This window comes from Erwinia sp. TECH1 (assembly GCF_054057575.1).
The window spans coordinates 4,127,133-4,139,788 of sequence record NZ_JBSRZK010000001.1 but is presented as its reverse complement, the minus strand read 5'-3'; the positions used below and the strand labels follow the sequence as shown (position 1 = coordinate 4,139,788).

Annotated in this window: 10 protein-coding genes; 5 read left to right on the top strand and 5 right to left on the bottom strand. The window is 57.6% G+C overall.

The window, feature by feature from the left end; genetic code table 11:
* Nucleotides 1-14: 14 nt before the first annotated feature.
* Genes pduB through ACVWZ0_RS19330 form a run of 5 tightly spaced genes read left to right on the top strand, consistent with a single transcriptional unit; the run spans nt 15 to nt 6,093 of the window.
* Nucleotides 15-770: a propanediol utilization microcompartment protein PduB gene (gene pduB, locus ACVWZ0_RS19350; protein WP_253458128.1), complete on the top strand. Its 756-nt coding sequence runs from the start codon at nt 15-17 to the stop codon at nt 768-770.
* Between the two features lie 22 nt (nt 771-792).
* The gene (locus ACVWZ0_RS19345; protein ID WP_253458130.1) at nt 793-2,286 is read left to right on the top strand and encodes an aldehyde dehydrogenase family protein; all 1,494 of its coding nucleotides are present in this window, start codon (nt 793-795) and stop codon (nt 2,284-2,286) included.
* Entirely contained in the window at nt 2,286-2,582 is a 297-nt protein-coding gene (locus ACVWZ0_RS19340) for a hypothetical protein (protein WP_253458133.1), read from the top strand. The genes ACVWZ0_RS19345 and ACVWZ0_RS19340 overlap by 1 nt, the downstream gene beginning before the upstream one ends.
* Nucleotides 2,583-2,625: 43 nt before the next feature.
* Complete coding sequence (grpM, locus tag ACVWZ0_RS19335; RefSeq protein WP_253458136.1) at nt 2,626-5,148, top strand: glycyl radical diol dehydratase GrpM; 2,523 nt, start codon at nt 2,626-2,628, stop codon at nt 5,146-5,148.
* A gap of 36 nt (nt 5,149-5,184) precedes the next feature.
* The gene (locus ACVWZ0_RS19330; protein WP_253458139.1) at nt 5,185-6,093 is read left to right on the top strand and encodes a glycyl-radical enzyme activating protein; all 909 of its coding nucleotides are present in this window, start codon (nt 5,185-5,187) and stop codon (nt 6,091-6,093) included.
* Between the two features lie 356 nt (nt 6,094-6,449).
* Here the strand turns inward: ACVWZ0_RS19330 and ACVWZ0_RS19325 are convergent, their stop codons facing one another.
* From ACVWZ0_RS19325 to fucO, 5 genes are all read right to left on the bottom strand, one after another.
* A complete protein-coding gene (locus ACVWZ0_RS19325; protein WP_301289657.1) occupies nt 6,450-7,133 on the bottom strand; it encodes a BMC domain-containing protein in 684 nt (227 codons plus the stop codon).
* 71 nt (nt 7,134-7,204) lie between these two features.
* Complete coding sequence (locus ACVWZ0_RS19320; protein WP_253458142.1) at nt 7,205-8,257, bottom strand: helix-turn-helix domain-containing protein; 1,053 nt, start codon at nt 8,255-8,257, stop codon at nt 7,205-7,207.
* Nucleotides 8,258-8,271: 14 nt separating this feature from the next.
* Nucleotides 8,272-9,501: a sensor histidine kinase gene (locus tag ACVWZ0_RS19315; protein ID WP_253458146.1), complete on the bottom strand. Its 1,230-nt coding sequence runs from the start codon at nt 9,499-9,501 to the stop codon at nt 8,272-8,274.
* A 473-nt stretch (nt 9,502-9,974) separates the two neighbouring features.
* Entirely contained in the window at nt 9,975-11,282 is a 1,308-nt protein-coding gene (locus tag ACVWZ0_RS19310; RefSeq protein WP_253458150.1) for an NAD(P)/FAD-dependent oxidoreductase, read from the bottom strand.
* Between the two features lie 209 nt (nt 11,283-11,491).
* Nucleotides 11,492-12,643, bottom strand: a complete 1,152-nt coding sequence (gene fucO / locus ACVWZ0_RS19305) for a lactaldehyde reductase (protein ID WP_253461216.1) — start codon at nt 12,641-12,643, stop codon at nt 11,492-11,494.
* Nucleotides 12,644-12,656 lie beyond the last annotated feature (13 nt).

Below are 12,656 nucleotides of genomic sequence, written 5' to 3'. Positions count from 1 at the left end.
CCTGAGGACAAGCCATGCAGGACAATCTTGTCGAACAGATTATTTCCAGGGCTATCGGCCAGCCAGAGAAGCGTAGCGGCTGCGGCCTGACCGAGTTTGTCGGTACCGCGCTCGGCCATACCATTGGCCTGGTGATCGCCAATGTCGATAGCCAGCTTCATGAGGTGATGGCTATCGACGGCCGGTTCCGCTCGCTGGGCATTATCGGCGCCAGAACCGGCGCGGGCCCGCATATTTTCGCTGCGGATGAAGCCGTTAAGGCCACCAACAGCGAGATCGTCGCCATTGAGCTGGCGCGCGATACGGAAGGCGGCGGCGGACACGGCTGCCTGATCCTGTTCGGCGCAGCAGACGTCTCGGATGTGCGTCGGGCGGTGGAGGTCACGCTGGGTGAAATCGAACGGACGATGGGCGATGTTTACGGCTCGCCGGCCGGGCATCTGGAATTTCAGTACACCGCCCGCGCCAGCCACGCGCTGAATAAAGCCTTCGGCGCGCCGGTTGGCAAAGCGTTCGGTATGACCTGCGCTTCGCCAGCGGCGATAGGCATCGTTATCGCCGACGTGGCGGCCAAGGCGGCGGTTATTGAACCTGTCGGCTACGCCAGCCCGGCCAAAGGCACCAGCTTCAGCAACGAGGCGATCTTTACTTTCGCTGGCGATTCCGGCGCGGTGCGCCAGGCGGTCACGGCCGCGCGCGAAGTGGGATTACAGCTGTTGGCCACGCTCGATCCGGCGCCCATCCACTCAACTACCACACCCTATATCTGATCGCGCGGTAAGGAAGGGAAGCATGAATGACAGCGAGATCGCTCAGGCGGTGGAAAACGTCCTGAGCAAATTTACCCGCACCACGCCCGCTGCCGATGCCGAAAATCCGGCGCTGGCGACCATGGTCGCCCGGGCGCTGGCGCAGAGCAGCGCAAACCCGGAAGACGCGAAAAGATCCGCCGTCACGGAGACGGAGGAAGCAGGCGTTTTCGCCACGATGGACGAGGCGATCGGCGCGGCCGTGCTGGCCCAGGTGCAGTATCGCCATTGCTCTATGCAGGATCGCACGACCTTTATCAACGGCATCCGCGAGGCGTTTTTACAGGAGGAGGTGCTGCAAACGCTCTCCCGCATGGCGGTTGAAGAAACCGGCATGGGCAACGTGGCGGATAAGGTGATTAAAAACCGCCTTGCCGCGCTGAAAACGCCCGGCCCGGAAGACCTGCCGACCTGCGCGCAAAGCGGCGATGGCGGCCTGACGCTGACGGAATATTCGGCCTATGGCGTTATCGGTGCTATCACGCCGACTACCAATCCGACCGAGACGCTAATCAATAACAGCATCAGTATGCTGGCCGCCGGCAATGCGGTGGTCTTCAGTCCGCATCCTCGCTCCCGCAAAGTGTCGCTGTATACGGTGGCGCTTATCAATAACAAGCTCGCCGCGCTGGGCGCGCCGGATAATCTGGTAGTGACGGTTGCGCAGCCCTCTGTAGAAAATACCAACGCGCTGATTAAGGATCCGCGCATCGCTATGCTGGTGGCGACCGGCGGCCCGGCCATTGTGAAAACGGTGATGTCCTCCGGTAAAAAAGCCGTTGGCGCAGGCGCGGGCAATCCGCCTGCCGTCGTGGATGAAACGGCCGATATCGAACAGGCCGCGCGCGATATCATCAACGGCTGTAGCTTTGACAACAACCTGCCGTGCACGGCGGAAAAAGAGGTGATTGTAGTCAGCCAGGCGGCGGATTATCTGATCCACTGCATGAAGAAAAGCGGCGCTTACCTGCTGAGCGACAAAAAGCTTATTCAGCAGCTGCAAACGCTGGTGCTGAACGACAAAGGCAGCGGCCCGAATACGGCGTTTGTCGGCAAAGACGCGCGCTATATCCTGCAACAGCTGGGCATTGATGCGCCGGCGGAAACCAGAGTCATCCTGATCGAAACCGAAGCGACGCATCCTTTTGTCGTGCATGAATTAATGATGCCGGTGCTGCCGCTGGTGCGCGTGGATAACGTTGACGAAGCCATCGAGCTGGCCGTTTGCGTGGAGCAGGGCAACCGTCATACGGCGGTGATGCACTCTACCAACGTAGAGAAGCTGACCCGCATGGCGCGGCAGATCCAAACCACCATCTTTGTGAAAAACGGGCCGTCTTACGCCGGGCTGGGCGTCGGCGGCGAAGGCCACACCACCTTTACTATCGCCGGGCCAACGGGCGAAGGACTGACCTCGGCGCGCACCTTCGCCAGAAGGCGCCGCTGCGTCATGGTCGAGGCGCTGAATATCCGCTGATGAAAACGCGCATTATCAACGCCCCCACGCCGGAAACGCTGGCGATGCTCAGGCGCCGGATGCCGTCGGAATTCAGAACGCGGCTGGATCTGCTGCGTGTGGACGCCGTCGCGCTGTTAATGCTGCCGGTGCCCGATCTCTATTTCTGTGCCGACCTGGCCAGTAAAGGCGCCGACGTCATGGTTTCGGAAATTTTCGGCAGCTGCCCGCAGCATATCACTTCGCTGGCGATCTTCGGCGAGGTGGCGGCGGTGGCGGAGGCGATGCGGCTGATTGAACAGCACCTCGGCGCTTAAGCCCCAGGGCCATAAACAAAACGCTTTTTCGGGAGTTATCACTATGTTGGAAAAAGGCTTTTCCAGTCCGACCGATCGTATCCTCAGGCTTAAAAACACGCTCCTGCAGGCGAAGCCGTACGTGGAATCGGAGCGCGCCACGCTGGCGACGCTGGCTTATCAGCAGTATGAGCATCTGCCCGCCATCATGCGGCGCGCCAGAGTTATTGAAAAAATCTTTCACGAGCTGCCGATCACCATCCGCGCGGATGAGCTGATTGTCGGCGCAGTCACCATCCATCCGCGCTCTACCGAAATCTGTCCGGAATTTTCCTTTGAATGGGTGGAAAAAGAGTTCGAAACGATGGAGCACCGTCTGGCCGATCCCTTTATTATCGAAAAGGAAACCGCCCAGGCGCTGAGCGAAGCCTTTAAATACTGGCCGGGCAAAACCACCAGCTCGCTGGCCGCGTCCTATATGTCTGACGCCACCAAAGAGAGCATGGCGGGCGGCGTTTTTACCGTCGGCAACTACTTTTATGGCGGCGTGGGGCACGTCAGCGTGGATTACGGCAAGGTGTTGAACATCGGCTTTCGCGGCATTATCGCAGAGGTAAACGAGGCGCTGGCGAAGCTGGATCGCAGCCGCCCCGACTACCTGAAAAAAGAGCAGTTTTATCAGGCGGTGATTATCAGCTATCAGGCCGCTATCGCTTTTGCCCATCGCTATGCGCAGGAAGCGGCGCGGCTGGCGCAGGCGGAAAACAATCCGCAGCGCAAACGCGAGCTGGAGCAGATTGCGCAAAATTGCCGACAGGTGCCGGAGCAGGGCGCGACCACTTTCTGGCAGGCCTGTCAGACCTTCTGGTTTATTCAGAGCATGTTGCAGATTGAATCCAGCGGCCACTCGATTTCGCCAGGCCGTTTCGATCAGTATATGTATCCTTATCTGGCGGCGGACAGCAGCATTACGCCGGAGTTTGCTCAGGAGCTGGTGGACTGCTGCTGGATCAAGCTTAACGACATCAATAAAACCCGCGACGAAGTCTCCGCGCAGGCTTTCGCCGGTTATGCTGTGTTCCAGAACCTTTGCGTTGGCGGCCAGACGGAAGAGGGGCGCGACGCTACGAATCCGCTGAGCTATATGTGCATGGAGGCAACCGCGCACGTTCGCCTGCCGCAGCCTTCTTTCTCCATTCGCGTCTGGCAGGGCACGCCCGACGAGTTTTTGTTCCGCGCCTGCGAGGTGGTGCGTCTGGGGTTAGGCGTTCCGGCCATTTATAACGACGAGGTGATTATCCCGGCGCTGCAGAATCGCGGCGTTTCGCTGCAGGATGCCAGAGATTACTGCATTATCGGCTGCGTGGAGCCGCAGGCGCCGCACCGTACCGAAGGCTGGCACGACGCGGCCTTCTTTAACGTGGCTAAGGTGCTGGAAATCACGCTGAACAACGGACGGGCAGGCGGCAAGCAGCTGGGGCCGATAACCGGCGAGATGACCAGCTGGCGCGGCATGGACGACTTTTACCAGGCTTTTCAGCAGCAGATGACGCATTTCGTCCATCAGCTGGTAGAGGCCTGCAACAGCGTCGACCTTGCGCACGGCGAACGTTGCCCGCTGCCGTTTCTCTCTGCGCTGGTGGATGACTGTATCGGGCGGGGCAAATCCTTGCAGGAAGGCGGCGCTATCTATAACTTTACCGGCCCGCAGGCGTTTGGCGTGGCCGATACCGGCGACTCCGTTTACGCCATCCAGAAGCAGGTGTTTGAAGAGGGCAAGCTGACGCTTGCTGAACTGAAAAGCGCGCTGGAAAGCAATTTTGGTCACGCAGCCGACAGCTCGCCTCAGGCATCGCTGAGCGAAAACGACCTCTGCGCCATGGTACAGCAAATTATCGATCGGGACGGATCGCTGGACGCGGCGGCGATCAAAGAAGAAGTTTATCGTCGGCTCTCCTCCACGGCGGCCCCGCAAGGCAGCCAGCGTTTCGCTGAGATCCGCCGCATTCTGGAAAATACGCCCTGCTTCGGCAATGATATTGACGAGGTAGACCTGGTGGCCCGGCGCTGCGCGCTGATCTACTGTCGCGAAGTGGAAAAATACCGCAATCCGCGCGGCGGCCAGTTTCAGGCCGGTATCTATCCCGTCTCGGCCAACGTGCTGTTTGGCAAGGACGTGGGCGCGCTGCCCGACGGTCGCCTGGCAAAAGCGCCGCTGGCAGACGGCGTGTCGCCACGGCAGGGCAAAGACGGCTCAGGGCCGACCGCCGCCGCCAGCTCGGTAGCCAAGCTGGATCACTTTATCGCCTCTAACGGCACCCTCTACAATCAGAAGTTTTTGCCTTCCGCGCTGGCGGGGGAGAAAGGGCTGCGCAACTTCGGCAGCCTGGTACGCAACTATTTTGATAAAAAAGGGATGCACGTGCAGTTCAACGTGGTGGATCGCGACACGCTGCTGCGTGCGCAAAAAGATCCGCAGCAGCATCAGGATCTGGTGGTGCGCGTGGCGGGCTACAGCGCGCAGTTTGTGGTGCTGGCCAAAGAGGTTCAGGACGACATTATCAGCCGTACCGAACAGCACTTTTGATGCGGCCGGCGTGGTTGCCAGCCCGCAGGACACAGGATGAAAGTCGACTACGAAACGGAAGGCGTGCTGTTTAATATTCAGCGCTATTCGCTGCATGACGGGCCGGGCATTCGCACTATCCCGTTTTTTAAAGGCTGCCCGCTGGCCTGTAAATGGTGCTGCAACCCGGAGTCGCAGCGCCCCGGGCCAGAGCTGCTTTTTAAAAACCGTGACTGCATCCGCTGCGGGGAGTGCCTGAGCGTGTGTCCCACGCAGGCGCTGTCGCCGGACAATCCTTTCTTTGTGGATCGCACGCGCTGCACGCAGTGCGGCGACTGTACGCAGGTTTGTCCGACCGGCGCGCTGGAGATGAAAGGCAAGCGCATGACGGTCGGCCAGGTAATGCGCGAGCTACAGAAAGAGGAAAATTTGTTCCGGCGATCCGGCGGCGGTATCACGCTCTCGGGCGGCGAGCCGCTGGCGCAGCCTGAGTTCGCTCGCGAATTGCTGAAAGCCTGCAAGGCGAAGGGCTGGCATACCGCAATAGAAACCACCGGTTTTACCAGTAAAGAGGTGATTGATGAGGTATTTCCGTGGGTCGATCTGGCGCTGACGGATATCAAAGCTATTCATCCGACGGTGCACCGGGAAAATACCGGCGTGGATAACCGACGTATTCTGGAAAATCTGCTGCGCATCTCTTTTATTACCAAAACGGTGGTGCGTGTGCCGGTGATCCCCGGCGTTAACGACAGCCCCGAAGAGGTTCGGCGCATCGCGGAATTCGCCCGACTGATGGTGAACGTCACCGAGATCCATTTGCTGCCCTACCATAATTTTGGCGAAAACAAATATGCTCTGCTGGGCCGTGACTATCCGCTGCGGGAAAGCGCCGTTAAGGTCGACATCGGGCCGCTGAAAGCGGTAGTGGAAGGGCTGGGATTTACCTGCCATACCGGCGGCTAGCGATGGTGATTAAGCGATCGCAACAAACGGGCAGCGCTGGCCGACGGCCAGGGCACGTGGTCGCCTGGTGATCAAAGCAGAGGGGCAATCGGGGTAAAGGAGATGACACGGTTGACCGGGGGTAAAAGCACGTCGACTGGGGTAAAGGAAAGGTACACGGTCGGCTGGTGATAAAGAGACGGGATCGACTGCGGTAAAGGAAAGGTATACGGTTTGGCTGGTGATAAAGACACGGGAGCGACCGCGGTAAAGGAAAGGTATACGGTTTGGCTGGTGGTAAAGATACGAGATCGGCTGCGGTAAAGGAAAGACGCACGGTTGGCTGGTGATAAGGAAAAGCGCGGCGCCACCACCGCCTATTTTTTGCGTTGACCGGAACGACGTGCCGACTTATTACCTTTAGTTACAGCATCCTGAACAGGGGATATCGCATCGGAAGACGGCTCGTTGGCGTTGATATCCGCTCCGTTATTGACCGGATCTGTCTCTGCTTCGGATCTGGGTTGTACTGGTGCATCACCAGGCGAAACCGGCTGCGTTAAGGTGACGTCAGGCACAACAGCTTTCGTCGTTACATTGCCAGGTAAAACCGGCATTGATGTATCGTCAGGCATAACAGCTTTCGCCGTTACGTCGTCAGGTAAAACCGACTGTATTGATATATCATCAGGCACAACAGCTTTCGCCGTTACGTCGTCATGCAAAGCAGTCTTCGCGCCTGTGTCGGCAGGCAAAGCAGGCCGCGTTGGGGCTACCGATTTACAGGTAATTTGCGTCATCGCCTCAATGCCCTCTGCCGCTCTGGCTATGACCCTATGGGCGTAAAGCTTGCCCATGCGGCTGGCTGCTGCCGCGCCTGCTTCGACGGCAGCATTCACCGCCGACACCTCTCCCGTTAATCTCACCAGTATCAGACCGTTTCCTTTGGTCTGCTCGCAGCCTGCCAGCGTCACGTTAGCCGATTTCAGGGCCGCATCGGCGGCTTCCACCGCGGCGGCCAGCCCCACGGTTTCAATCAGCCCAAGGCTTTTTCCGGGCATAGCGTTCTCCTTAATGTTATCCCGCTATTTTACCGGCCTCCCTGACGGAGCCAGGGAAACTATTTTGCCCGTTACAGAGACTTTTTTGTCTGGTCTTTATTGTTTCCGGTCGCCGTCATCTGACGACAGTAGTCTGACGGCGCCATGCCCGTTTCCTTTTTAAAAATGCGGCAGAAATAGTTGGCATCCTGCCAGCCAAGCTCCAGTGCAACAGTATGAATATTCAGATCGCTGAACTGTAACAGGGCGCAGGCAAACTGCATTTTGCGATGGGTAACGTAAGCGGAAAAACCTGTGCCCGTCTCTTTTTTAAATTTTCGGCTCAGGTAGCAGGCGCTGATAAAAGATTTGGCGGCAATACCATCCAGCGTAACGTTTTCCGTTATGCCTCGTTCAATATGAAATTTTGCTCGGGCGACAAAGGACTGCGTGCTTGTTTTCAGGGCTGCATCAAATATTTCCCGGCTTGCCTGCAACAGCAGCAGAACCAGACGCCGGTAGCGCGCCTTGCTCACACCGTCCTGCCCGACCTGTAGCGCCAGCATGCCGATCTTTTCCCGCATCGGCGGCCTTAATGACGCCTGCCGACATATCAGTTCCAGCAGCAGAACCAGCTCGCGGCTTGCCTGGTTGTCCCCAAAAAAGGCGCGTCTGTGCACGTCCAACAGCAGGTCATGCCATTGCGGATAGTCACACCGGGCAATAAGCGTCTGAAGCCGCCGCTTCAGCGCTTCGCCATGGGCGGTTCCGTGCGCATCAGCGTTCAGGCTACCGTTAACCTTATCAATGATGGCCTGCTTTTTTATCGGTTTCAGCAGATAATCTTCAATCTGCAAAGGCAGCATACTGCGGAGAAGATCAAAGTCGTCGCTGGCGCTGGTGACGATAACACGGGTAGCGCTGCTTTTGGTGCGCAGATACTGAATAACCTGCCTGCCGTCGGGGCGGGGAATGGTCAGGTCGACAAAAATCAGGTCGATATGCGGCAGTTCATCAATCAGCTGCATGGCTTTTCTACCGGTCGGAGCGTCATAAATCAGCACGCCTTGCTGACTGGCCGCTACGATGCGGCGCAGGCTTTCCGCTTCCATCGGTTCATCTTCAACTATCACCACGGTGGACATAACCGGCTCCTGTGTTACGACTGAGGCCGAAGAGGAAAACGAAGTTTGATGGTGGTGCCCATCATGGGACGGTGGGCGCTAAAGATCTCCAGCCCGTAAGCGTCGCCAAACAGCAGCTGCAGGCGCTGCATAATATTCCTGATGCCTATTCCCTGTTTATTGTCCGGTGGCCCGCTTAAAATTTGGGTTATCGTCTGTTGTGCGATGCCATCGCCGTTATCGCTGACCTCAATAATAAGATCGCGACCATCGTCGGTTGCGCGAATATGGAGTACGGCAGGTATTTCCCGCGGCTCAACAACGTAATTAAAGAAATTTTCCGCCAGCGGTTGCAGCGTTAAAAAAGGGCAGGCGACGCCATAATATTTTTCCGGAATAGCGCAAAGATAAGTGAAACGGTCCGGCATTCTGACTTTCTGCACCGCCATATAGCTGTTGACGTAGTGGATCTCTTGTTCAAGCGTGATAACGGCATGATTATTTTTGCGTAGCAGATAGCGCATCATATCGGAGAAATCATGCACCATGGCTTCCGTCCGCGGCGCTTCTTCCAGAAAGGCGAGCCGGCCAATGGTATTCAGCACGTTAAATAAAAAATGCGGATTAAGCTGGTAGCTCAGCGCTTTAAATTCCGCCTCGTGCAGCAGTTTTTCCGTTTCCACTCGCCTGCGCAATTCACGGGTCAGCTGCCGTTCTTTTTTATGCAGTTCGCGCTGGATGGTGGTGGCCCAGGCCTGTTCCACCAGGCAGGAAGCCATATGCAGCAGGGTTTCAGCCAGTAGCTCAAAGCGGCGATAGGGGGTAATCGGTATCGCCTGATGAAAGCGCTTCAGAGAGGGGGTGATTTTTCGACGCGGGCGATTGGGCAGAATGCAGGGGATCGTTTTTGCCTTTTCCGCTTCAACTCTGGCCTGACCCGCAATAAAAGCGCCCAGATAATGCTCGTTAATAACCACAGGTACGGCAAACTCAACCATGCCGCAGCAGCAGCGGTAGATGACCGGTTTCCGCGCCTGCATGGCCGCCCGACCGCCGGCATTGTCGCAGGCGTGGCAGCGTTCCGCCTGGTCCGGGTTTTGGCGGTAGCGGGCGCAAAAGTCAGAAAAGCCGCTTGGCCTGGTGACGGGGAGACCAGTGGCGTCCACCACTACCAGCGCAATCCTCATTGTCTGGCTGAAGTTGTCCTGTAGCTTTTGCAGCCTGTGCGTATCCAGAAAATCCGCGATCTTATATTCAGCTTCCATGCTAAATACCTTATGCAAGTCGATATCAGGGTAATGTAACGTAAGCAATACGCTTTAATAGTGCACGGCTTCACAGCTGACAAATATTTTTTATACAGATGGAATGCCGCCGCGCTGCCTGAGCCTGCTTTGGTCGTGCGGCGATATTCAGATCGGCGATCGTCTCCTTTTTGGCGCTTCCTGACCCTGGCCGATGTTTGATAAATAGCAAAAGCTGCTGCCGGTAGAAGATAATTACAGTGTGCTGGCAGAGATGACGAGATTTGGCTGAGCGGAGAGGCCGACGGAATAATAAAGCCCGGTTTTTAATTTTTTTAGTCTGCAGCGTATATGTCTGTCTGATATTTACGCTGCAAAATTGCCTGTAGCTACAGTCAGAGCTGTCCGGCTTGCTATTCAAAGGCATTACTACCTAAAACCTTACGCCGCCGCTAATGGCTGAGTAAATAAAGCGATTCGCGGCGGTGCCCGCCTTACGCTTCGTTTCTCCCCAGCCAGCGCTCTTTCAGCAGCGAGCCAGCAATGGCCGCATCCAGCAGCGGGGAGGGCGGCAGGTAATTTGCTTCGCCCAGCGCCAGCATCGTGGCCGTCAGCGGATTATCATAGCCCAGCGCATAATCGGCCAGCAGCGATCCCGCGATAGTCTGCTTAGAGATCCCCGCCCCGTTGCAGCCGCTGGCGGTGTAAACAGCGCCGCTCAGCGCGCCCCAGACCGGCGCGCCGTTGCGGGTTACGCTGATGGTTCCCGACCAGCTGTGGGTCAGGCTGACGTCCCTGAGCTGGGGGAAAATCTTGTCGAAAGTGGCTCTGTGCAGCCGCGTGGCGGCATAAGTTTGCGTAGCAGTTACGCGGCCGTGTAGGGCCGGCACCACGTGTTGACGAATTAAAATGCGGCGATCGGCGGTGTAGCGCAGCGTGGCGCCCGCGATGGCGTTAACCGGCGTCAGGCCCCAGCTCTTCATGATCGGCAGCCGCTGGCGCTGTTCATCGGTTAGCGGCGCGGTCAGGCTGGCGAAAGTCGCCATGGCCGCCTGCTTGCTGATGCCCGGTGCCAGTTCGCGGGAAAGGGCAGCGGTTGCCAGCATCACTTTCGGCGCACAAAGCGTGCCGAAAGGCGTGACAAGGCGATTTATTTTGCCGTAGTGAATGGCCATCACCGGCGTCATATCATAAAGAGTGACGTTTTCCGGCAGCGTTGCGGCCAGCCCGATCGCCAGGCTTGCCGGGTTGAGCAGCACCGCGCCCGGCGTATAGATGCCCTTGTGATAAAAATGCGTGCCCAGCTTTTGCGACAGCGTCTCGCGGTCTAGCACCTCATAAGCCTCGTCCATCAGCTCAAGGTTATCGCGATACTCCTGCAACACGCTTTCGCTGCGTGCATCGGCCTGGCAGTGATACTTCCCGGCCTTCTCCCATTCGCAATCGATCCCTCGATCCGTCACGATCGTTTTTAATTCGTCGATCCCGGCCTGTAATAAGGATCGATAATCCTGCGCCTTTTTCAGCTCCGCCGTCGAGCTGCCAATATTATGCGGCAGGCCGATCGCAAAGCCGGAGTTTCTGGCTGAAGAGCTTTCCGCCGCGCTGGCGGCATCAACCACCACAATTTTCAGGTTCGGATTGTGACTGGCCAGCCGACGAGCGAAAGCCAGACCGGCAAAGCCTGCGCCGACGATCGCCCAGTCCGCTTCGCAGTCGCCGCGCAGCGCAGGACGGCTTGCAGGCGTCTCGCGCAGCCAGCCATTGTGATTCTGGTTAAAAGGTATTGAGGCGTATTTCACTGTAACCATCCCTGAACGAGCCGTTCGTTAGCAAAGCAGCAAGGGGCACACCGCATCTGCTTACTCTTTTTTGTCATGTATCAAGCCATGACGCCGCCATCAGCTATCTTGTGCCTGGCCGATTGCGGCATCAATCATTCAGCAGCGTTCCGGCAGGCGGCTTCACTGCCTGCGCAACATGCAGGCGCAGCGGCCTGCATAGCGTGCGATCAATAGATTTTGCGGTAGAGGCTGGCGATATCGTCCAGCGTTGCTTCTCGTGGATTGCCGCCGGTGCAAACATCGTCCAGGGCGGCCTGCGCCAGCGCCGGAATATCTTCTTCTTTCATGCCCACATCGCGCAGGCGGGCAGGGATGCCGACGTCGGCAGAAAGCTGTCGGACGGCTTCCACAGCGGCTTCTCTTGCCTCGCCCAGACTCATGCTGCACACCCTGGTGACGCCCATCGCACGGGCGATATCACGGTACTTCTCGCCGGTGAAATCGGCGTTCCACGCCATAACGTGCGGCAGAATAATGGCATTGGCGACGCCGTGCGGCACGTTGTAGAACGCGCCCAGCGGGTGAGCCATACCGTGCACCAGGCCCAGCCCGACGTTGGAAAAGCCCATGCCTGCCACGTACTGGCCCAGCGCCATATCCTCCACGCCTTGCTTGTCGCCAGCTACGGAAGCGCGCAGCGAACGATTGATAATCTGAATCGCCTTCAGATGCAGCGCGTCGGTCAGCTCCCAGGCGCCCTTAGTGGTGTAGCCTTCGATAGCGTGGGTCAGCGCATCGATCCCCGTGGCGGCCTTGAGTGAAGGCGGCATACTCGCCATCATGTCCGCATCGATAATAGCGACGACCGGAATGTCGTGCGGATCGATGCAGACAAATTTACGGCGATTTTCCTCATCCGTAATCACGTAGTTAATGGTGACTTCCGCCGCCGTGCCTGCCGTGGTCGGAATGGCGATAATCGGTACGCAGGGATTTTTGGTTTTGGCAAAGCCTTCCAGACTGCGAACATCGGCGAATTCAGGGTTGTTGATAATGATGCCGATAGCTTTTGCCGTATCCTGCGGCGAGCCGCCGCCGATGGCGATCAGATAGTCCGCCTGTGCGGCTTTAAATGCCGCCACGCCTTGGGTAACGACGGCGATAGTCGGGTTCGGCACCACCTCGTCATAAATGACGTAAGGAAGATGATGCCGATCCAGCAGCGCGGTGACCTTTTCAATTACGCCCGCTTTAAGCAGTGTTTTATCCGTAACCAGCAGCGCCTTTTTAAGGCTGCGCTGGCTGACCTCATGGACGATTTGCGAGATAGCGCCGGGACCGAACCAGGAGGTCTCGTTCAGAATCATTCTTTGTAGCATCATCTTCTCCACT

Coding starts and splice junctions, on each gene's coding strand:
- ACVWZ0_RS19340 (WP_253458133.1), top strand. CDS start 2,286: ATGAAAACGCGCATTATCAACGCCCCCACGCCGGAAACGCTGGCGATG.
- fucO (WP_253461216.1), bottom strand. CDS start 12,643: ATGCTACAAAGAATGATTCTGAACGAGACCTCCTGGTTCGGTCCCGGC.
- ACVWZ0_RS19320 (WP_253458142.1), bottom strand. CDS start 8,257: ATGTCCACCGTGGTGATAGTTGAAGATGAACCGATGGAAGCGGAAAGC.
- pduB (WP_253458128.1), top strand. CDS start 15: ATGCAGGACAATCTTGTCGAACAGATTATTTCCAGGGCTATCGGCCAG.
- grpM (WP_253458136.1), top strand. CDS start 2,626: ATGTTGGAAAAAGGCTTTTCCAGTCCGACCGATCGTATCCTCAGGCTT.
- ACVWZ0_RS19325 (WP_301289657.1), bottom strand. CDS start 7,133: ATGCCCGGAAAAAGCCTTGGGCTGATTGAAACCGTGGGGCTGGCCGCC.
- ACVWZ0_RS19330 (WP_253458139.1), top strand. CDS start 5,185: ATGAAAGTCGACTACGAAACGGAAGGCGTGCTGTTTAATATTCAGCGC.
- ACVWZ0_RS19345 (WP_253458130.1), top strand. CDS start 793: ATGAATGACAGCGAGATCGCTCAGGCGGTGGAAAACGTCCTGAGCAAA.
- ACVWZ0_RS19315 (WP_253458146.1), bottom strand. CDS start 9,501: ATGGAAGCTGAATATAAGATCGCGGATTTTCTGGATACGCACAGGCTG.